Source organism: Globicatella sp. HMSC072A10, assembly GCF_001811625.1.
GTDB lineage: Bacteria > Bacillota > Bacilli > Lactobacillales > Aerococcaceae > Globicatella > Globicatella sanguinis.
This window is the reverse complement of record NZ_KV805764.1, coordinates 21,956-42,857: the sequence shown is the minus strand read 5'-3', so window position 1 is coordinate 42,857 and position 20,902 is coordinate 21,956. Positions and strand designations below refer to the sequence as shown.

Annotated in this window: 18 protein-coding genes; 11 read left to right on the top strand and 7 right to left on the bottom strand. The window is 36.0% G+C overall.

Annotation, left to right across the window (positions count from 1 at the left end; genetic code table 11):
• Nucleotides 1-421: 421 nt before the first annotated feature.
• Nucleotides 422-1,408: a tryptophan--tRNA ligase gene (gene trpS / locus HMPREF2811_RS07775; protein ID WP_066124487.1), complete on the bottom strand. Its 987-nt coding sequence runs from the start codon at nt 1,406-1,408 to the stop codon at nt 422-424.
• A gap of 510 nt (nt 1,409-1,918) precedes the next feature.
• Between trpS and spxA the strand changes: the two genes are divergently transcribed.
• The 4 genes from spxA to pepF all read left to right on the top strand — a co-directional run bounded on the left by spxA (nt 1,919) and on the right by pepF (nt 6,399).
• Nucleotides 1,919-2,317 (top strand): transcriptional regulator SpxA, encoded by a 399-nt coding sequence (gene spxA / locus HMPREF2811_RS07770; protein ID WP_066124485.1) that lies wholly within the window; start codon nt 1,919-1,921, stop codon nt 2,315-2,317.
• Between the two features lie 401 nt (nt 2,318-2,718).
• Nucleotides 2,719-3,447 (top strand): adaptor protein MecA, encoded by a 729-nt coding sequence (locus tag HMPREF2811_RS07765; RefSeq protein ID WP_071408844.1) that lies wholly within the window; start codon nt 2,719-2,721, stop codon nt 3,445-3,447.
• A gap of 49 nt (nt 3,448-3,496) precedes the next feature.
• Entirely contained in the window at nt 3,497-4,543 is a 1,047-nt protein-coding gene (locus HMPREF2811_RS07760; protein WP_066124480.1) for a competence protein CoiA family protein, read from the top strand.
• A 77-nt stretch (nt 4,544-4,620) separates the two neighbouring features.
• Entirely contained in the window at nt 4,621-6,399 is a 1,779-nt protein-coding gene (gene pepF / locus HMPREF2811_RS07755; protein ID WP_071408845.1) for an oligoendopeptidase F, read from the top strand.
• Between the two features lie 555 nt (nt 6,400-6,954).
• Here pepF and HMPREF2811_RS07750 read toward each other — a convergent pair.
• Together HMPREF2811_RS07750 and HMPREF2811_RS07745 are read right to left on the bottom strand one after the other, a co-directional pair.
• Nucleotides 6,955-7,752, bottom strand: coding sequence for a TlpA family protein disulfide reductase (locus tag HMPREF2811_RS07750; RefSeq protein ID WP_071408843.1), 798 nt, complete (start codon nt 7,750-7,752; stop codon nt 6,955-6,957).
• A gap of 15 nt (nt 7,753-7,767) precedes the next feature.
• On the bottom strand, nt 7,768-8,409 hold the full coding sequence (locus HMPREF2811_RS07745) for a cytochrome c biogenesis CcdA family protein (protein WP_071408842.1): 642 nt from the start codon (nt 8,407-8,409) through the stop codon (nt 7,768-7,770).
• 599 nt (nt 8,410-9,008) lie between these two features.
• On the opposite strand from HMPREF2811_RS07745, the gene HMPREF2811_RS07740 reads away from it, so the two are divergent.
• Nucleotides 9,009-10,688, top strand: a complete 1,680-nt coding sequence (locus HMPREF2811_RS07740; protein ID WP_071408841.1) for a ribonuclease J — start codon at nt 9,009-9,011, stop codon at nt 10,686-10,688.
• Nucleotides 10,689-10,702: 14 nt separating this feature from the next.
• Nucleotides 10,703-11,305, top strand: a complete 603-nt coding sequence (locus HMPREF2811_RS07735; protein ID WP_071408840.1) for an energy-coupled thiamine transporter ThiT — start codon at nt 10,703-10,705, stop codon at nt 11,303-11,305.
• 269 nt (nt 11,306-11,574) lie between these two features.
• On the opposite strand, the gene trmB is transcribed toward HMPREF2811_RS07735, so the two are convergent.
• The 3 genes from trmB to HMPREF2811_RS07720 all read right to left on the bottom strand — a co-directional run bounded on the left by trmB (nt 11,575) and on the right by HMPREF2811_RS07720 (nt 13,440).
• Nucleotides 11,575-12,234, bottom strand: a complete 660-nt coding sequence (gene trmB / locus HMPREF2811_RS07730) for a tRNA (guanosine(46)-N7)-methyltransferase TrmB (RefSeq protein WP_071408839.1) — start codon at nt 12,232-12,234, stop codon at nt 11,575-11,577.
• Nucleotides 12,224-13,039, bottom strand: coding sequence for a phosphotransferase family protein (locus HMPREF2811_RS07725; RefSeq protein WP_071408838.1), 816 nt, complete (start codon nt 13,037-13,039; stop codon nt 12,224-12,226). The genes trmB and HMPREF2811_RS07725 overlap by 11 nt, the downstream gene beginning before the upstream one ends.
• Before the next feature lie 68 nt (nt 13,040-13,107).
• Complete coding sequence (locus HMPREF2811_RS07720; protein ID WP_071408837.1) at nt 13,108-13,440, bottom strand: PepSY domain-containing protein; 333 nt, start codon at nt 13,438-13,440, stop codon at nt 13,108-13,110.
• A 223-nt stretch (nt 13,441-13,663) separates the two neighbouring features.
• Between HMPREF2811_RS07720 and pepA the strand changes: the two genes are divergently transcribed.
• From pepA to HMPREF2811_RS07695, 5 genes are all read left to right on the top strand, one after another.
• The gene (pepA, locus tag HMPREF2811_RS07715; protein WP_071408836.1) at nt 13,664-14,743 is read left to right on the top strand and encodes a glutamyl aminopeptidase; all 1,080 of its coding nucleotides are present in this window, start codon (nt 13,664-13,666) and stop codon (nt 14,741-14,743) included.
• Between the two features lie 12 nt (nt 14,744-14,755).
• A complete protein-coding gene (gene ytpR, locus HMPREF2811_RS07710) occupies nt 14,756-15,385 on the top strand; it encodes a YtpR family tRNA-binding protein (RefSeq protein WP_071408835.1) in 630 nt (209 codons plus the stop codon).
• 32 nt (nt 15,386-15,417) lie between these two features.
• Nucleotides 15,418-16,029 (top strand): hypothetical protein, encoded by a 612-nt coding sequence (locus tag HMPREF2811_RS07705; RefSeq protein ID WP_071408834.1) that lies wholly within the window; start codon nt 15,418-15,420, stop codon nt 16,027-16,029.
• 1 nt (nt 16,030) lies between these two features.
• On the top strand, nt 16,031-17,365 hold the full coding sequence (gene murC, locus HMPREF2811_RS07700; protein WP_071408833.1) for a UDP-N-acetylmuramate--L-alanine ligase: 1,335 nt from the start codon (nt 16,031-16,033) through the stop codon (nt 17,363-17,365).
• Nucleotides 17,366-17,706: 341 nt separating this feature from the next.
• Nucleotides 17,707-19,842 (top strand): serine hydrolase, encoded by a 2,136-nt coding sequence (locus HMPREF2811_RS07695; RefSeq protein ID WP_071408832.1) that lies wholly within the window; start codon nt 17,707-17,709, stop codon nt 19,840-19,842.
• 547 nt (nt 19,843-20,389) lie between these two features.
• Here HMPREF2811_RS07695 and HMPREF2811_RS07690 read toward each other — a convergent pair.
• A complete protein-coding gene (locus tag HMPREF2811_RS07690) occupies nt 20,390-20,902 on the bottom strand; it encodes an FUSC family protein (protein WP_071408831.1) in 513 nt (170 codons plus the stop codon).

Sequence of the window (20,902 nt, the reverse complement as noted above, 5' to 3'; positions counted from 1 at the left end):
ATTGGACCACTTTTAGATTAGCATTTACATAATTTTCGTTGCGTCTAGAAAACGAACACATTTTTGGGGGAGGCAAGAACTAAAAAATTGAATAATTCTGGGTTAATCTGCCAACTAAGAACAGTCGAGAAGCATAATAATTAGTCATTAAGACTTATTTTGAGTCCACTTAACGCTGCGCTTTTAATTACGACCAATACTTGACTGAATTAATTAAGTTAATGTTTAGTCTCATTTAGTCACCGTTTGAGAACACTGCGCAATCAATTAAATAGAAGAAAGTAAATGGTATACTTAAAGTGTTTCCTAGCAATGATCTAAAATGCCTAACCTCATATCAATGAACAAAAAACTAAAAAACCTCACAAAACCATTCTGTGAGGTCAATTATTTAAAGTAATGGCAGTCACCTAATACCATATTAGTAGCCGATTCCCATTGCTTTTTCCATACGTGCGAGGGTAGCAGACGCTTTTTCGTTCGCACGTTGAGCACCAGTATGTAAGATGTCACGTAGGTCATCACTGACTAATAATTTTCGGTAACGTTCTTGAATAGGTGCTAAAGTATCAACGACTAATTCGGCTAAATCACCTTTGAAACGACCGTATCCAGTGTCACCATAATCTTCTACTAAATCATCAATAGTGCGCCCGCTTAAACTTGAGAAGATATTTAAGAGGTTTGCGACACCGGGTTGGTTTTCTTCGTCATATTTAACGGTTCCTAAAGAATCAGTGACCGCGCCTTTAATTTTTTTAGTAATAGCTTTTGGTTCATCTAATAATAAGATGAAACTTTTTTCGTTTTTGTCTGATTTACTCATTTTTGATAATGGATCTTGTAAACTTTTGACACGACTGCCTGCCTTAGGGAAGATGGCTTCAGGTTTTACTAAGATGTCATCGCCAAAACGAGCATTGAATCGATCAACGAAGTTACGGGTTAATTCAATATGTTGTTTTTGATCATCACCAACTGGCACATATTGAGCATCATATAATATAATGTCGGCTACCATTAATGGAGGGTAGACTAATAAACCAGCACCAACACTTTCTTGTTTCGTAGCTTTGTCTTTGAACTGAGTCATGCGTTCTAATTCACCTAAACCGGTCATACACATGACCATCCATGCCGCTTGTGAATGAGCAGGCACATCCGATTGGACGAAGATATTCGCAACATTTGGATCAATTCCTAAGGCTAAGTAAAGGGCTGCTAATTGTAAGGTTTGTTCTCTTAATTTGACTGGATCTTGAGGCACCGTAAGAGCATGTTGGTTAACAATACAATAAGTTGCGTCATAGTCATGTTGTAAGTCAACGAAGCCTTTCATTGCGCCGATATAGTTACCTAATGTTGGAATTCCTGTCGGTTGAACACCTGAAAAAATTGTTGGTTTCATCAAAAAATCCTCTCTTACTGCTAGTTTATTACATTATTTTTTATTAAATATTTGTTAAGTTTCAAAGGTGCTTATAAATAAATAATATATACAAGTGGTATTAATCACAAATTTGTTTATCAGATTATAAAGCTCTCATTATTTGAAAACACTTTAATTAATAGGCTGATATAATCGTGTTTACAAAGTTCTATAATAATATTAACTATCTTTAATTCAATAGTCAAGTTTAGTCTAATAAAAGAAAATATGCACAAACTTTTTCTGTGAAAGCGCAGTCTGAAAACTTAATAATTATTTAATCTTGTTAATCATTTTCAAAAATTGGGTTGTAATCAATTCTTTCCGGTGTTATAATATTAATAGTTGGTAATATTACTCGTAAACGATAAAGATTATTTTCATGATCTTTTTTAGGTTTTGTGGTGTGTGATAATAAAAGTTTACTTGTAATTGGCGAACCAACGTGTAACTCGTTTCTATCGGAATTGATCGAAAGGATGATCATATATGGTAACATTATACGTTACACCAAGTTGTACTTCATGTCGTAAGGCAAGAGCATGGTTGGAAGAGAATAACATCCCATATCAAGAACGTAACATTTTTACTGAGCCATTAACTTTAAATGAAATCAAAGCTATTTTACGAATGACTGAAGAAGGAACAGAGGACATTGTTTCAACTCGTTCGAAAGCTTATGCTGAATTAAATATTGATATAAGTGAAATGCCCTTGAATGACTTCTTCGACTTAGTTCAAAAAGAGCCAGGTTTATTACGTCGTCCAATTATGATTGATGAAAAACGTCTTCAAATTGGTTTTAATGAGGATGAAATTCGTCGTTTCTTACCAAGGGAAGTTCGTGCTTTAGAATTAGCGCGTGCGCAAGCCCTTGTTAATGAATAAGAATATTGAAATTAGTACCGGAACGTTGTTCCGGCTTTTTTGTGCTTTCTTTTCACTTTTATTATTGTTAAAATGAGACGCTCACCATACCAAGCTAAATGTGTAAGACAAAAGAGGCGTAACGTGAATTTATAAAAAAGTTACCACTTTTTAGTATCTAGATGGTAGAGTTTCGATAAAAATTCTCTTTTTTAATTTTTAGTCCTTTAGAAATAGAAAAAATTTGCTTGGTTAATTTATATAAAATACTATTGAATGGATTTTAATAATTCAAACTTTAGTTTGAGGAAAAAAGCTTGTAATTGGTGGGCTTTATTGCTATTATATTCCCATGCATGTCTATTGAGACTTGTGTTTATCTATTGTATAATTTAGAGTGAAACTAATTGGAGGTGAAGTAGATGGAAATGGAAAGAATTAATGAAAATCTAATTAAGGTCTATATTGACGTTGAGGACTTAGAAGAAAGAGGCATCAACTTTTTAGACTTGATTAGTGATCAAAAGAGTGTTGAAAAATTCTTTTATTCTATCTTGGAAGAGGTTGACGTTGAGCGTCAATTTTATGATTCAGAAGCTATCACATTCCAAGTAATTCCAAGTAATGACGGAATTGAATTATATATCAGCCTTTCAGACTTTGAGGATATTGATAGTCTCTTCGATGAAGAAGTTTTAAAACGAATCCATGGAAGAAGACAACAAAGCGAAGCGGTTACTAATAAAAGGAAAGAAGAACCAGCTATCGAAGACGTTGACGATGAAGACGATGAAGCAACAAAATCACCAGAAAATCTAAGTGATTTACTTTCAGAGGCTTTAGATAAAGCGAAAAACTCAGTCTTGCCTAATCATAATATTGTGCGCTTTGAGGATTTAGATGGCTTTATTAAATTTGCTAGAGAGCAGGTTGATGCGCCAATTCAAGGTGATTTATATTATATGAATAAACACTATTATTTTGTTATCACTAATATTGAACCACTCATTTTAGAAGAAGAGTCAGTTTATGCGATTATGAAGATGAAAGAATTTGGTGAAGGTACCGCTACAACCGTTGCTGTTTTAGAAGAATATGGTGAATTAATTCGTCAAGATGACACTTTGGCTTACTTTGGTAAATATTTATGATAGAAGTAAAACACCCTTTGTTTACGTATTTGTAAGCAGGGGTGTTTATTTGTATGCAGCCATCGATCAAGCCGGTCAACTCATTTATGCTCAAGAAGCCTTTGCTTTACAAAGTACCTTTCATTGTCCTGTTTGTCAGCAACCGGTGATTTTAAAAAGAAGTCGTAAAGGTAATTATTTTTTTGCCCATTTGGTGCAATGTCAGTCCGATAATTCTCAAGGCAGGCAGTTGAAAGGTGAAGGTGCAATTCATCAACAGGGTAAAAGACTGTTAGCCTTAGGCAGTGTTAATTCACAGCTTGAATTTTGGTTACCGACCATTAATCAGCAGGTCGATTGTTGGTATCATGGCGAGCCACCGATTATTTTAGAGTTTCAAAATTCTGTTATTTCATCTCATTTACTTTCGCAACGTCATCAAGCTTATTTATCGATTACGCCTAAAATCTATTGGATTGCCCATTTAAAATATTGGCAAAGCCACCGAGTATCTACTTGGCAACGACAGTTGCTTCATTATCATCCTGATTGGGGATATTATTGGCTTGGGATGGATGAAAAGAAGCGAGTGTTAATACGTTATAGTCAGTTGCCGATTATTTTTTCGCCTCAATCGTGGTACTGCCAGCGTGAGGTGATACCATTGACCAGTGGTTGGCTCAATCAATTTGAACGACAGCTTGGAGGACCTTATTCTTTCAAATCAAAAATCTTAGCACAAGAGAAAGTGCCAATGACTAAGCGTGCCTATCAGCAAAATCCGGCTTATCAAGTTGTGATGCATCAATTACATGAAGCTGGCACAACCATCGATAGGATACCCGATTGGATTTTTCAGTATCAGTGGCAATCTTTTTTAATTGAGACACCGATGTGGATGGTTCTCTCTTTAGTGTGTGCACGGTTGCAACGAGCAAAGCGACCGATAACGGTAATGACGATTCATCAAATTTTAATCGCATTAGTGAATGAAAAGAAGATTAGATTAGCGACTTTACCCTTAATCCAACGATCACCATTGGAAGACATTTGTTCCGCTTTATATCATTGTTTGCTTTTTTATATGAGAAAAAATGACACTATCATTGGAAAGTAAAAGGTCAATGTGATAAAATTTAACCATGTGAAATATAAGGAGGAATTCAAGTGTCAACATTAAAGTCACGTGAAGAGATGAATGAATTATATACCTGGGATTTAACAAGCATGTATGCTGATGACGCGGCGCAAGAAGCGGATGCTGAAGCAGTCAAAGCCATGTTTCCCAAATTAGCTGAATTTAGTGGAAAATTAGCAGAAGGGCCAGAAGTATTAGCAGATGCCTTAGATTTAATTGGCGAAGCAGCGCGTAAAATGTCTAATGTGTATGTTTATGCACACTTAAAAAATGACCAAGATGCTACTAACAGCACCTATCAAGAAATGTATGCCAAAGCAACTCAATTATATGGTCAATTTGGGGAAACAGTCGCTTATTTCGAACCAGAATTGAATACCATTCCTGAAGCTACCTTAACTCAATTTATCGACGAAAATGATCGTTTAAAACATTATCAACAACATTTAGATAATATGGGTCGTGGTCGCGCGCATGTTTTACCACAAGAACAAGAGTTATTATTAGCTCAAGCAAGTGAAGTATTCCAAGGGGCAAGCAATACTTTTGGTTTATTAAACAATGCGGATTTAGTATTTCCAACCATTAAGGATGAAGAAGGCAAAGAAGTTCAATTAACGCATTCTTTATATAGTAAATTTTTAGAAAGTTCTGACCGTCGTGTGCGTAAAGAGACTTTTGAAAAATTCTACTCAGTTTACGATCAATTTAAAAATACGATGGCTTCTATTTTATCAACGAATATTAAAGTGAATAATTATGATGCTAAAGTGCATAAATTTGAATCAGCACGTCAAGCAGCTTTATTTACTAATAATATTCCAGAATCGGTCTATGATACTTTAGTGGACACTGTTAATAAACGTTTAGACTTATTACATCGTTATGTTGGTTTACGTAAAGAGTTATTAGGTCTAGAAGATTTAGAAATGTACGATATGTACACACCTTTATTAGGCGATGCACCGATTAAGATGACTTATGAAGAAGCAAAATCAATTACTTTAGAAGCGTTAGCACCATTAGGAGAAGAATATTTAGCGATTATGCGTGAAGCTTTTGAAGATCGTTGGATTGACTTATATGAAAATAAAGGCAAACGTTCAGGCGCTTATTCTTCAGGGACTTATGATTCGAAACCTTATATCCTAATGAACTGGCAAGATAATGTCAACTGGTTATATACTTTAGTACATGAGTTAGGACATAGTGCCCATAGTTATTTAACACATAAAAATCAACCCTATACTTATGGTAGCTATTCTATTTTCTTAGCGGAAATTGCTTCGACTACTAATGAAAACTTATTAACCGCTTATTTATTAGAAAAATATGAAGATCCACAAGTAAGATTATATATTATCAATCATTTCTTAGATGGTATGAAAGGGACTGTATATCGTCAAACTCAATTTGCTGAATTTGAGCATTTTATGTATCAATCTGATGCCGCCGGTCAACCTTTAACTCAACAATTTTTATCAGATAATTATCGTGAATTAAACCGTAAATACTATGGTGAGGCTGTGAACTCTGATTCTGAGATTGCTTTAGAATGGAGTCGTATCCCTCATTTCTACTATAATTATTATGTGTTCCAATATGCAACAGGATTTTCTGCTGCAACGGCCTTTTCAAAAGCGATTTTAGAAGGACAAGAGGGCGCATTGGATAAATATTTAGGTTACTTAAAAGCTGGTCGTAGCCAATACCCAATTGACATTATTAAAACAGCTGGTTTAGATATGACACAAAGTGACTATATCGATGCTGCTTTAGATGTCTTTGAGCAACGCTTAAATGAATTTGAAGCATTGTTAAAAGAAAATAAATAATGTAGGTGCTAGAATTTTAAAGGCGCTACAATATTTAGTGTAACCCCACAAGAGAAAGGCTATTTATTGTGGGGATTCGCTAAACATATAGTATGAGAAAAAAGTAAAGATACAGGCTAAAATCCGTTATGTAATACGAATTTCAGCCTGTATTTCTTTGCGAATGTTTTTAATTTTTAGTGTTAGTAGAAAATATCACCAGCACTATTTTAGTATTTTCACAGTGGCTGGTAAAAATTTTGTGTGGTTTTATCTGTATATATTATATTATAGTGATTGTGTGGTCTCAAACGGCATCTTAATGACTTGTTTGAGACTATTTCACTTTTCAAGAAGGTCAGACGCAGCGTGCATTGTCCGATTATCTACTCCCAAACTACATGGGGAGGTCAGACGAAGCGTGCATTGTCCAATTGTCTATACCCAAACTGTACGGGGAGCTCAGATGAAGCAAGAATCATGCGATTTTCTACTCTGGCTAACTTCCAAGTGTATAGAGAAGGGCAGACGGATTAAAAATGCATCGATAGTTTACCTGTCGTTCTTTACTTCCGTTTATTCCGCAAGTAAACCATCAATAATTTCGATTAATTGTTCTTCACTCATTTGGCCAGGGTAACGGTCAAAGCTACCATCCGCATGGATGACAATCGTATACGGTAAGATGGCAGTTTCGAGTTTGACTTGATTATTAAATCCTAAGTCATAATAAATTGGCATAGTGTAGTTGAATTCTTTTAAATATTCTTTAGCTGCTTCTTCAGTTTCGCTTGGTCGCGATAGCGTTGCATTTAACATGATAAATTGAATGTCTTCATGATGTAAGTCGTACTGTTTTTGGAAGTAGGGCATTTCCTCACGGCAAGGAGGGCACCAACTGGCCCAAACATTGATAATAGTCGGGCGATCGAGTAAGCGATACAAGGAATATTTTTGGTCATTTTGATCAATAATAACGGTTTCTGGTAAATCGGTATTAATTAGATTTTTTTCTTGAGCCATTTCAGCAATAGTGGTTGTTTCCAGAGTGGTCTCAATCATCGGCAACTCTTGAGTTGTTTGATCAGGATTAGAATGATAAGTGACTAATTCGGTTGTAGCTTCATTATTTTCATTTGAGTCAGCTACAGTAGAATTTTGATCAGTTTCATTATTGGTTGCGTCAATAGTAGACTGTTCATTATTGTCAGATATTGCTTGATTGCTCACAGATTGGTCAGTTTCAGATGCTGTTTCTTGGCTAGAAGTAAGTGACGACTCTGTTTTGGGTGAACTTGATAATTGTTGTTGTAAAGTAAAAGCTAAGATAAAAATGAAAACTAAACTAAGTCCTAAAATGGTAAGACGTTTCATAGATTGTTCCTCCTATTAGACCGGTAAAATTTGATAAATATAGCCCGTTGCGATTAATAAGCCAAAGCCAATTAATAGTATGGCTGAGATGGTTTGAATAAGATGAGTATGTTTTTTGATTTGTTGTAAGACATCTTTACTTTCATTAATAAATAGTGCGCTTAAAATAAAAGGAATTCCTAAACCTAAGGCATAAGTCATCATACGCAGTACCGCTTCTATTTGATGGTCGGCATTGAGAGCTAAGGCCATAGCCGACGCTAAATAGACACCGACGCAAGGCGTCCAACTTACTGCAAATAACATTCCAAAAATAAAGGGATTGAGTGGCAGTCGATTGGTTTGCATCCCCTTAAATATTTTTTGTGAAAAACGATGACCTAGCAGCTGGTCAATACCTAGTAAGACTAATAGCAGTCCAGTCACCACTTGAATTGTTTGGCGGTTAATAATAATAAATTTGCCAATTGTACTAACGAAAACACTCATCGCGATAAAAACGACAGAAAAGCCTAAGACAAATTTTAATGCTTCTTTAAATGTTGATTTGGATTCATCTTGAGCAGTAAAATAGGCTAAATATAAAGGAATCATCGGTAACAAACAGGGGGAAATGAAGGTTAAGATACCTTCTAAAAATAGTAATAAATAGGTCATACTAATGGCCTCTTTTCGTTAATTTTTTAGATTGTGATACGATAACAATTAAGATTGTGGAAAAACATCTGATAGTGACGATTATTTGATTAATATGTAATTATTCCTATTGTCTCATTAATTGTAACAAAGACTGATTATTCCTTAAAGGAAACTGCTCAGTAAAAATCATGAAGATAATATCGTTTTCACAAATGCTTTTTTATATATTTACTGTTTTATTACATAACTTATTACTATCAGTAGGATAAATGTGTTATAATTTTAAATAACTAGGACTGGGCATAAACTTTAAAAATTTCGTTTAGTTCCATCTTTTTATCGTACAGTGCAGTGATTGAGTGGTATTAACTGCGTCTCAAAGAGATTGAGTATAAATGCAATCCAGTGATTGCTCGATAATTAAAAGTGCAGTGGTTGAGTGGTCTTAAATGATGTCCTTAGAAAGTGGGCATAAGACGAAGCGAAATTCAATCGTTTTTCTACTTCTTTACTACTCCCGACTGTGCGAGGTTGGCAGACGAAGCGAAAATCATTCAAATTTCTACTAATTGCCCATTCTATGAGTTAGACAGTTAAAATATATTTCGAGGTGTAAAATGAGTAAAATAAAAATTATACCCTTAGGTGGGGTTCGAGAAGAGGGGAAAAACTTATACGCAGTTGAGGTGAATCATTCGATTTTCGTCTTAGATTGCGGGTTAGTTTATCCTGAAGAAGAATTATTGGGGATTGATTTTGTTATTCCTGACTTTTCATATTTAATTGACAATAAAGATCGGGTGGTAGGCATTTTCTTAACCCATGGACATGCCGATGCCGTAGGAGCATTACCGTATTTATTAGATGAAATAGATGTACCTGTTTTTGGGACTGAATTTACGATTGGGATTGCTTCTATCTCAGCGAAAGCACGTGGCTTGGCTGATCGTTTAGATAGCTTTTTTCAAATTGATGAGAAGACTGAAATTGAGTTTGAAGACGCAAAGGTTAGTTTCTTTAGAACGACCCATACGATTCCTGATTCGGTGGGGATTGTGATTCATACCGATGAGGGACAAATTGTTTATACTGGAGATTTCCGTTTTGATCCAGCCGCTAGTCCAATGTATCGAACTGAGTTTGGTCGTTTGACTGATATTGGTGAAGAAGGAGTTTTAGCTTTATTAAGTGATTCTGCCAATGCGGAATCAAGTTTTGATAGCATTAGTGACCATAAGGTCGTTGAAGAATTAACGGAAACTTTTACGAATGCACCAGGACGTGTCATTGTAGCGAGTGTAGGTAGTAATATTTCACGGATTCAACAATTATTGGAAGCCGCTTATCGTTCAAATCGTACGATTTTCTTCTCCGGTCAAGAATTATATGACATTGTCGATTTAGCGATTGAATTAGGGAAGATTTCAATTCCAAGTAAACGTGTTTTAGGTCAAATTAAGCGACTAGATAAAACACCGGACGATGAAGTGTTAATTTTAGAGACTGGCGATGTAGGTGAACCATTAAAAGCCATCGAATTAATGGCTTTAGGCCATCACCGTCAAGTTAAAATTAAACAAGGTGATTTAGTGTATATCGCTTCAACACCTTCATTAGCCTTTGAAACAACAATGGCTCGTATTAAAGATAGTGTCTATCGTTGTGGCGCGACCGTTGAAGAAATTACCGATAAGGTTGTTATTAGTGGTCATGCAAGTCGTAATGATTTAAAGTTAATGATGAGTTTCTTAAAGCCTAAATATATTATCCCGGTTAATGGTGAGTATCGCATGCAACATGCTCATGCGAATGTAGCCAAACAATTGGGGTATCAAGACGATCAACTGATTTTACCAGCAGTTGGCGATGTGATTGAATTGTATAAAGGACGTTTCCAAATTACGCAACAAGTAGAAGCGGGTGATGTCTTAGTTGATGGCATTGGCGTTGGTGATATCGGAAGTGTAGTCTTACGTGATCGTCGCATTTTAAGTGAAGAAGGTATTTTTGTGATTGTCGCAACTATTTCACGTCGCTTAGGTCGTGTGTTAGTTGGACCACAAATTACTTCTCGAGGGTTTATCTATGTTAAAGAAAACATTGAAATCTTACAAATGTGTTCAACAATGACTTTAGATATTTTGGATAAACATTTAGCGAGCGAAGACTTTGAATGGAATGAATTAAAACAAGATTTACGCGAGCAAATTGGTAAATATTTATATCAAGAAACGAAGCGCCGTCCGGTAGTCTTACCAATTATTATGGAAGCTTCAAGTTATCAACCTGAAGAATAAGGGAAGGTGTTGGAATGAATAAAAGAACCACTCGTTTATTAATGGATGGATTAATCGCAACAGCATTGGTAGTTTTGTGGCGTGCGATTGGCTTTGAATGGCAATCAACAGAAATCTTAGGAGTGACATTAGCCATTGGCTTAGTACCATTAATCTGGCTAGGTCTGCGCCATGGTTCTGCAACAGCAATTGTCTTTGCAGCGATTGCAGGTGCCATTAATTTAATATTAAGCCGTCCTGAATGGGATTGGATAACTAAGATTTTAACGGAAGTTACCCCATTATTATCAGCCGGAATTGCAGGTTTATTTGCGAAATATACGCAAAAAACATTGAATAATCGTCGTTTATCTTCGACTTATTTAAATATCGTAACGGCTAGCTTATTGGTTTCACTGGTTTATTTTGCATTACGTTATGTTATCATCCCAATGGTATTGCCAGCAGTGGATGGATTGGCTTTAAATCAATTACCATTATGGGGTGGTTGGTTAGCTACAACAGTGATTGCTGCGGTAGTCTTAATTTTAATGGCGCGCATCAATCAAGGCTTGATTATTCCTAAGCGTAGTAAATATTTATCTCGTAAAGAAACCTCACGTCTTTTAAATGACTAATTAAATATTGAGATGCATCACTAAATTGCATTATAACCCTAACAAACGTTGAAGGAGGATCATTCCCTCGCGCTTGTTAGGGTTTTTTATGCAAACAACCAGGATTAGGTCGGGTACAAAATAGCGTTGCTATCTAACAAGCGATTGACCTATGAAGGCTGGACTAGTTCGTTCAACATCCAACAAATTGAGAAAGACTTAACTACAACGAGATAACGAAAGCAAAAACGCACGACTAAAACCTGTTGAGGTTGCCGTCGTGCGTTGGTTTATTTTGATTGGGTTGGTTCATTTTCAAAGTAAGCTTCTAAACGATAGATGCGATTGCCTTTGCTTGAAAATTTTTCTTCATATTCGGTCATGATATTACCTTCAAAGTCTGAATGATGTAAGTCTAACCAGACTTGTTTTAATTTAATACCATATTGTGAGAAAGAGTAGAGCGTATATTCAAATAATCCTTGGTTATCGGTTTTAAAATGAATTTCACCATCCGCTACTAAAATTTCTTCATATTGTTTAATAAAATCGGCGGAGGTTAGACGGCGTTTCTCATGTCGTTTCTTTGGCCAAGGATCAGAAAAGTTTAAATAGATTCGACTGACTTCACCAGGTTCAAAGTACTGATTTAAGTTACGGCCATCGGCATGTAAGATTTGTAAATTAGGTAATTGCGCTTCTAATTGTAATTCAAGCACACTCACAATGACGCTGGTTTGAATTTCGATACTAATATAATTAATTTCTGGGTGAGCTTTGGCCATCTCAACGATAAAACGTCCTTTTCCAGAACCAACTTCAATATGCAAGGGTTGTGTTTTTTCAAAGCGAGTTTGCCATTTTCCGCGAAATTGTTCTGCTTCTTGTGGGACATATTCTGGATGGGCATCTAATTTGTCTTGGGCCCATGGTTTATTTCTAAGGCGCATAAAAGCCTCCTTTTGCTTGATCTTCTGATTGATAAATATTTCGTAATAATAAAATAAATTGGTTCACTTGTTGTGGTCGATTTTCTAATGTATATTGCTTAATTAATAAGAGACAGTTCATTAGGCTATACCATTTAACGCGTTTGTAAAAAGAGTTATCAAATTCAAACTGATAGCGATCAAACCAATCCATCCATTCGCTTGGTTGAAAATATTGAAGTAAGAACCAAGTAAGGTCGCTAATTGGGTCGGCAATTTTAACGCCTTCCCAGTCGACTAAAAATAATTTTTGATCTTCATCAATCATGAAGTTATTATGATTTAAATCGCCATGACAAACAGTATAACGACATTGATAGAAATCATCGTCTACTGAGTCTTCTAAAAAGCGGATGACTTCATTAAAAAATCGGTGTTGCGTTAAGGAAGGGGGCAAGCTTTCAAAATACAGATCAATAAAGTCTAAAGGTTTGAAAGCATTACTTTGTACCCGTCTTAGTAAAATTAATAAATGCTCGGACTGATGAATTTGTTTGATTAAATCGATAACGTCCAAATTATGCATATTTTCTCTTGTTAACTGTTTTGCATTTTTCCACTCTTGAGCAGTTAATAAATCCCCTGAGTAAGTTCTTTGAGTCCACATTAATTTGGGAGCTAAACCTTCTGCTGAAAGAGAAGGAATGAAAGGTGAGGAATTGCGTTTGAAAAATACTTTCTCATCATCTTTAATCCCCATAAAAGCTTCTCCAGATGAGCCTTTTAGTGGTAACATTCGCCACTCGTTACGTCCATCAAACGCCATTTTTTACCTCCTTTCAAAAAATCATACAGTAACCATTTTACCAAAGTCTTTGGCGTGGTCAAGCAAAATTAAGCTTGATAGTCATAAATATCCAAAATTTCTCCTGTGAAAGCGTCAGCGATAAAATTGTAAGTGAAAATTTCATCACCTTCTTGACGTGAAATACCACCAAGATAGACGAGAGGTTTGCTTTCAAAAACTTCATATTCTACGGGTTCATAATCAATCCAAGAACCAGTAATCGTCCCTTGATTTTGGAATAATGCTTTTACTTCTTCTAAGACAAGATTCGCTTTTTTAGGTTGGTTCTCACGATAGAAAAGCGCACCTGCTGCCCCTACTACCAGACCTGTTGCGAGTAATAATAATCCAGCTAAAGTATTGTTTTTATTTTGGCTCATTTTAATTCCTCCTTAAAGAAAAAATTAACACAAAAAGACTGCTTTCTTGCGTAGTATTTCCATTATAACACAATGGATATATTGATTGTACTATTATTTGATTGTGAAAAACATCCGATTTTACTATGTAGAAAAGCGTGTTAACATCGTGATTAAGGTTTGATTTTAAGGGTATTTTGTGCCACAATATATTAGATAGAAATTTAGAATGGAGCGAATTTCAATGAACGAAACATCATTTAAGTTGATTAAAGAATTAACGGAATTACAAGGGATTTCTGGTAATGAGGGTCGTGTGCGCGCATATTTAAGAGAGCATATGACGCCATTAGTTGATGAAATTCATCAATCTCCATTAGGTAATATTTTTGGTATTAAACAAAGTCAAACTGAAAATGCCCCTCGATTAATGATTGCGGCACATATGGATGAAGTAGGCTTTATGGTTAGCCGTATTACTGAAAATGGTTTATTTGCAGTCATTCCGATTGGTGGTTGGAATCCATATAGTATTTCAGCCCAACGTTTTACTCTTCAAACGAAGAAAGGAGATTATGTTTGTATTTCTTCTTCAGTTGCCCCTCATTTATTACGTGGTAGCAATGGCGAAAATAAAACGGTCAAAGCAGAAGATATATTATTTGATGCTGGATTTACCTCTCGTGAAGAAGCATTAGAGTATGGCGTTCGACCAGGGGATTCGATTGTGCCTCAAGTGGAAACTGTTAAAACGGCGAATAGATTAGGCGTTATTGCGAAAGCGTGGGACAATCGCTATGGTTGTGCGGTTATGTTAGAAACATTGCAAGCAGTTAAAGACCAAAAATTGAATTCCACTTTGATTGCTGGCGCAAGCGTTCAAGAAGAGGTCGGTTTGCGTGGAATTAAAGGTGCAGTTCATCAATTTAAACCAGATTTATTCTTAGCTGTAGATTGTTCACCAGCGGGTGATATGGATGGTAAAAAAGATGTAGAGGGTCGTTTAGGCGACGGCTTCTTATTAAGAATGCAAGATCCGGGTCATATTACGCATAAAGGTTTAAGAGATTATATTTTAGATACAGCAGAAACACATGGTATCCCGTATCAATACTTCTTCTCTAAAGGGGGAACGGATGCAGGTGCTGCTCATGTGATGAATGACGGTGTCCCAAGTGGTGTGATTGGTGTTCCAGGACGTTATATTCATGGACATCAAACCTTATTTAGAATTTCAGATTATGAAGCAGCGAAAGAAATGTTACATCAAATCGTAACAAGCTTTGATAGCACAACATTAAATTCAATTAAAGAACAAGCATAGGAGCGAAAAAATATGTGGTTAGCATTTTATAATAACGAAGGTATTGGCGATGTTTTATTATTGACAAGTGGCAATGTCGCGGATGATAAAGTAAAAACAGCGACTAAAGAGAATGTCACCGTTATTTATGATGAAGATACCGACGAAGCAGTTTCTGTCAATCTATTCAATGTGGCAGAAAAATTAGGTCTTGAAGGTAATGGTGCTTTGGCTTTATCTACTGAACAAGTGAAACAAGTTAATGAAATGATTGCGGCAGCAGGATTTGATTTAACAATCGAAGTCGATAATTCACCCAAATTTGTGGTTGGTCATGTAGAAGAATGTCGTCCACATGAAGATAGTGATCATTTAAGTGTGACGCAAATTCGTGTTTCTGACGATAAAGTCTTGCAAATTGTGTGTGGTGCGCGTAATATATCTAAGGGATTGAATGTCTTAGTAGCGTTACCGGGTGCAGTGATGCCAAGTGGTTTGATTATCTGGCCGGGTGAATTGCGTGGAGTTGTAAGTAATGGGATGGTATGTTCTACCCGTGAATTAGAGCTAACTCATATTGAAGATTATCCAGGTATTTGGGAATTAGCCAAAGATTTAAAAATTGGCACTCCATTATCTGAAGTGGTAGAATATTACGCATAGTATTATAGAATCTATTAAAAGAGGTGAGCGACGTGAGTAAATATGATGGACCAGCATTCAATAAGCGTCAACATCAATCGAATAAAAATCGTCGTTTTAATCGTTTAACTGATCGTGATGGTAGTAAACGTATCTTTGACACCACTCGGAGCCAAACTGCTGATAAACAAGATGAACCTCTGTATTATGAGTTACCTAAGAAAGTTCGAAGTATGGATCAACGCGAAGATTTAGCACCACCGGTTGACCGTCAACAATTAAATGCTAGAATAGAAAATGCTCAATCACACCAATCCGTCAATGGGAAGGAACGTTATTCGGTTCCATTTTTAAAGCAACAACATTCGGATTCGTCAGACAAAGTATTTTTAAATCAACAAGTCGCAGACAGTGAACCTGAAGCGGCAGCAGAAGCAACCACCTATCAACTTAGCGAGCGTTTTAAATCAAAACGGTATCAACCAGCTTTAACAGAACAACCCATAGCGCTAAGTAAGAGTAGGGCTGACGCATCAATACCAGTCGAAACACTAGCACAAAGTGAAGCCAAGTCAATTGAAGCTTCCAAGATTCGCGAAGTAGCGGTGCGTTTAACTAAAGAAAAATCAAGTTATTTGTTATTTGAATATAGTAAGGAGAACTAACATGTTAACACATGATACAATTTATCATTTTGTAGGAATAAAAGGTTCAGGGATGAGTGCACTGGCTTTAATTATCCATGATAGTGGCTTTAAGGTACAAGGTAGCGACATTTCTAAATACTTTTTCACGCAACAAGAATTAGAGAAAAAACACATTAAAATGATGGAATTTAACCCCGATAATATTCATGAAGGTTTAACCATCATTGCGGGGAATGCTTTCGGAGATGATCATCCTGAATTAGTAAAAGCACGTGAATTAAATTTACCAATCTATCGTTATCATGACTTTTTAGGTAGTTTAATTAATCATTTTACGAGTATTGCGGTTACAGGATCGCATGGTAAAACGTCTACTACAGGCATGTTATCTCATACATTAAAACATTTAGCACCCATTAATTATTTAATCGGTGATGGTACTGGCTTTGGTAGTTTATCAGCTGAGTACTTTGCTTTAGAAGCGTGTGAATATCGTCGCCATTTCTTAGCTTATCAACCGGACTATGCGATCATTACCAATATTGATTTTGATCATCCAGACTATTATCATTCAATAGAAGATGTCTTTGAAGCGTTCCAAACATTTGCGAGCCAAGCCAAAAAAGGTATCGTGGCTTGGGGTGAAGACCAATACTTACCAAGTTTAAAAGCGAATGTGCCGGTATACTATTATGGTTTATCAGACACGAATGATTTTTATGCACAAAATATTGAAAAAACAACCGAAGGTGCAAATTTTGATGTTTATCGTCAAGGTGAATTTTTAGGACATTTTTCAATTCCGACTTATGGCCAACATAATATTTTAAACGCATTGGCAGTGATTGCGGTTTTAACATTAGAAGGATTTAAAGCGGAAGACATTGCTCAAAATATCGCTACTTTTGGTGGGGTAAAACGTCGTTTCTCAGTGAAACAATTACATGATTTAACAATCATTGATGATTATGCTCACCATCCATCTGAAATTATCGCAACCATCGATGCAGCAAAACAAAAATATCCTAATCATAAAGTAGTGGCTGTTTTCCAACCGCATACTTTTACCCGTACGGTAGCTTTATTAGATGATTTTGCGCGGGCTTTAAATATGGCAGACGAAGTGCACTTAGTGGATATTTTCCATTCTGCACGTGAAATTGATGGAACAGTCAGCATTCAAGATTTGGCTAATAAAATTGATGGTAATGTAGAAATCATTTCTGCTCAACACCTATCGCCATTAATGGACTATAAAGATGAAGTCTTATTATTTATGGGTGCGGGTGATATTGATTTATTAGCTCGTCAGTTTGAAGCAGCTTACAGTCAAAATTTCGGTAATAACTTATAATTAAAATGGAGTCAGCCTGTTCAACGAGGCTGGCTTTTTTGCTCTATACTTTTTGGTGTGGGTGAACAGGAATGACTCTGTACTTGCACACCTTTTTAAATCAATATAAAAAGTGATTCTATAAGAATGGCTGTAGCGTATGATGTCAGTATTCTGTTTAAAAGACGTGGCGCTGATTTCGAATATATTGTGAAGTCATCAGGTTCTTGTTCCATTCGATTATCGAGTAACAGGCTCGTTTGATACTACTTTGTAATGAAATGGTTGTGGGCTTGTGAATGACATTAAAGTACTCATTATGTTATAATAATCAGTGAGAATATTTATTTAGGGGGAATAATATGAAATGTCCAAATTGTGGTAAACAAGTGCGTTCTAAGACAAGATGTGCTTATTGTGGTCATCAATTTGATGGATCAGAATCGACGCACGTACATGCTAAACCAGAACCTCAAAGAGATGAATTAAAAGATATTAAAACTACCGATGAAGTAGCTGCTGGTGTAGCGGCTGGACAAAGTCATGTCGATGATTTTGAAGAGACACGTGTTCTTGGAAGAGTAGATAATAGAGATAATCTTGAAGAGACACGCGTTCATCGCACCATCGATAGTCGTCTTGATAATCGAGAAGAGCCTCAATTTGCCACTACTGATGATGCGTTGCGTGCCCGTTCAAGTCGAGTAAGTGATGACGAATTAGAGCGTTATATTGAAGATTCTGAAGTGATTCCAAAGACCAAACGACGTGGTAGTGTCTTAGGTTTCCTTTGGAATATTATTAAATTATTGTTAGTTATATTCTTATTATTCCTATTAATTGCCTTTGGCCCTAAATATGGGAAACAATTATGGGAAAAATATGGCTTTGGTAACCAAAACCAACCTTCTACAAGTGAGCAAGTAGTGTCAACCGAAAGTAATGAAAACAATCCTAACTCGACTGATGAAAGTAATTTATCAGCAAACAATTCTCAAACAGGAGAAACCGATAAAGCTGATGACAGTACAAAAGAAGAGGATTCTACTAAAGAGAGTGAAACTACTCAAGAAGGTGAAACCACTAAAGAAGATGAATCTGTTGATGGGGACCAACCTAATCAAACAGAAAATGCGATAGTAGCGAAAAGCGCGGTGAACTTAGACCAATATCCATTGACCGAAATTGAGTTAGAGTTAGCGGATGACCAAAAAGAAATTAAACGTGAAGATTTAAATATCTCAGTTGATATCGATGGCGAAATTCAAGAAATTCAAGATTATTCACTTGTTCAAGAAGGTAAACAATTAAAAATTACTTTCAATAATCCAGCGATGCAAGTGATTGCGTCTGAGCAACCAAAACAAGTTGTGAAAGTACAATCAGATTCATTAAATATTGATAAATCACTTGATGTTGAATTACCAAAAACAACAGTTGATGGCGAAAAGTTTGAAAACTTCAATCAAATTTTAACGGATAATTTATCAGAAACAGGCACTCTTTCAGCAGCCTTTAAGAAAAATGGGGAAGACTCACCTTATATTTATGCTGATTCTTCATTTGATGCCTCACAATTATTCTCTTGGTTCATTTTAAACCGTACATTAACAGCGATAAATGAGGGTGAAATTGACCTTGAAACTAAAGTGAAAGTATTAGATGATCTAAAAGCTGAAGGGGATAACGGTGCCATTGCATCTGCAGAAGAAAATACTGAATTTACAATCGAAGCATTAATGATTGAAGTGATTCAACAACAAGATGCTTCTGCTATGAACCATTTGATTCAAGCAACAGGTGGTCCTAATGACTTTAACTTATGGTTATCTAAGAACCATTACTTTGCTACCAAAGTGACAGAGTTATTAAATGTCAATGACGAAGGTCATATAACAGGAACGGTTACCAATGCACAAGATTTATTATTGTTATTAGAGAAATTAGCTAATAATCAATTAGTGTCTGAAGAATTAGATGCGAAATTTAAAGAGATGTTATTAGAAACACCGATTACGCGTAAATATCCAGATGGATTCGAAGGCGTGAATCGTCGCTATGAAATTGCTTCAAATGATGTTGATTCAACGAGCCAAGGATATGCCGGTATTTTAGAAACAGAAGATGGCCAATACTTAGTGGTGACGAATGTGGCGAATCCAAAAGATACTGACACAACTGTCTCAAGTATTGCGAACTCAATTCGTCAGTTAGTTTCTTATTTCATGACTGGTGAAATTCCATCTGAAGAAGAAACAACCGAAGAAGCACCAGTTGAAGAACCAGTGGTTGAAGAAGTTCCTGAGGAAGAATATGTTGAGCCAGTCACTGAAGCACCAGTGGTTGAACAAACTGAAGCGCCAGGATTCCAATATGGGGAAGACCTTAATGGTGACGGTATGCCTGATTCAGTATACGATCCAAATACTGGTGGTTACCGTAATATCAATTGGTTCCAAGATGAAGATGGATCTAATAAATTCTATTATGCGGAGTAATATCATTTAGTTGATAATTAGTAAAAATATTTTAAAGGTTGGAGTGGGCCAGAAGTAGAAAATTAAATAATTTTCGCTTCGTCTGTCCACCCCCGCACAGTTGAGTAGGTCTTAAACAAGTCTTTGTTGAGTAGGCCTCAAACAAGTCGAAAGACGCGTATTGAGACCACTCAACCATTGCGCTTTTATTAACGAGCAATAAACTTGACTGAATTAATCAAGATTATGCCTTGCCGCACTTGAGTTTAAAGAAAAACGAGCTAATGAAGTAGAGTGTAACAAACTCTTTCTTCTAGCTCGTTTTTTATGTGCGGAAATATCTTTAAGTGCTTGACAAATGTTATAGCAAAAGCTATTTTATCGTTAAGTGACTTTCTGTGCACAACTAAAATTTATCGTCAAATCTACTGGTAATGCCAACTCTAACTACTACTTTGAGATTTTTTAATTCAACTGTTTAACTCGCATCATGAAACGATAAATAGTGAAATATCAGACCTTAGTTCAATATAATTATTATTGCGATTGCGATATATTTTATTTAGTATTAAATGTTCTCTGATTCAGTAGGTTTAAGTTTTGAACCGGGGAGTAGGTAATTGACGATTATAGCGACAATCACACCAATCAAGCAATCTGTAATACGATCAACGGTATAACTGACTAATTGACTACTCGAAATCGTCAGCAAGACGACGAAGTAAGTGGCGCAAGAATTAACAATACTTTTATCACTATTCAGTACATTACACGAAACAATGACCAGTAACACACCTAGCGAAACAGCTATAATATGAACATAAGGATGTTCGATGCCAAAGATTAATTCAATTTGAACCACCAAGGCAGCAATCAGAGCGCCTAGCGTATTACCAACAATTCGATAACGCCCAAAAGTAATGGAGGTGGAGATATCTTCTTGCATCGCAAAAACACAAGCTAAACAGGCTAATGCTGCAGGTGAACGGTCCAACCAATGGAAGAGTAATAAGATAATAAATACTCCTACAACCGTTTTGATGGTCCGCCAACCTATTTTAAATGGAGACTTATTTACCAT

Coding starts and splice junctions, on each gene's coding strand:
- trpS (WP_066124487.1), bottom strand. CDS start 1,408: ATGAAACCAACAATTTTTTCAGGTGTTCAACCGACAGGAATTCCAACA.
- spxA (WP_066124485.1), top strand. CDS start 1,919: ATGGTAACATTATACGTTACACCAAGTTGTACTTCATGTCGTAAGGCA.
- HMPREF2811_RS07765 (WP_071408844.1), top strand. CDS start 2,719: ATGGAAATGGAAAGAATTAATGAAAATCTAATTAAGGTCTATATTGAC.
- pepF (WP_071408845.1), top strand. CDS start 4,621: ATGAATGAATTATATACCTGGGATTTAACAAGCATGTATGCTGATGAC.
- HMPREF2811_RS07750 (WP_071408843.1), bottom strand. CDS start 7,752: ATGAAACGTCTTACCATTTTAGGACTTAGTTTAGTTTTCATTTTTATC.
- HMPREF2811_RS07745 (WP_071408842.1), bottom strand. CDS start 8,409: ATGACCTATTTATTACTATTTTTAGAAGGTATCTTAACCTTCATTTCC.
- HMPREF2811_RS07740 (WP_071408841.1), top strand. CDS start 9,009: ATGAGTAAAATAAAAATTATACCCTTAGGTGGGGTTCGAGAAGAGGGG.
- HMPREF2811_RS07735 (WP_071408840.1), top strand. CDS start 10,703: ATGAATAAAAGAACCACTCGTTTATTAATGGATGGATTAATCGCAACA.
- trmB (WP_071408839.1), bottom strand. CDS start 12,234: ATGCGCCTTAGAAATAAACCATGGGCCCAAGACAAATTAGATGCCCAT.
- HMPREF2811_RS07725 (WP_071408838.1), bottom strand. CDS start 13,039: ATGGCGTTTGATGGACGTAACGAGTGGCGAATGTTACCACTAAAAGGC.
- HMPREF2811_RS07720 (WP_071408837.1), bottom strand. CDS start 13,440: ATGAGCCAAAATAAAAACAATACTTTAGCTGGATTATTATTACTCGCA.
- pepA (WP_071408836.1), top strand. CDS start 13,664: ATGAACGAAACATCATTTAAGTTGATTAAAGAATTAACGGAATTACAA.
- ytpR (WP_071408835.1), top strand. CDS start 14,756: ATGTGGTTAGCATTTTATAATAACGAAGGTATTGGCGATGTTTTATTA.
- murC (WP_071408833.1), top strand. CDS start 16,031: ATGTTAACACATGATACAATTTATCATTTTGTAGGAATAAAAGGTTCA.
- HMPREF2811_RS07695 (WP_071408832.1), top strand. CDS start 17,707: ATGAAATGTCCAAATTGTGGTAAACAAGTGCGTTCTAAGACAAGATGT.
- HMPREF2811_RS07690 (WP_071408831.1), bottom strand. CDS start 20,902: ATGGTAAATAAGTCTCCATTTAAAATAGGTTGGCGGACCATCAAAACG.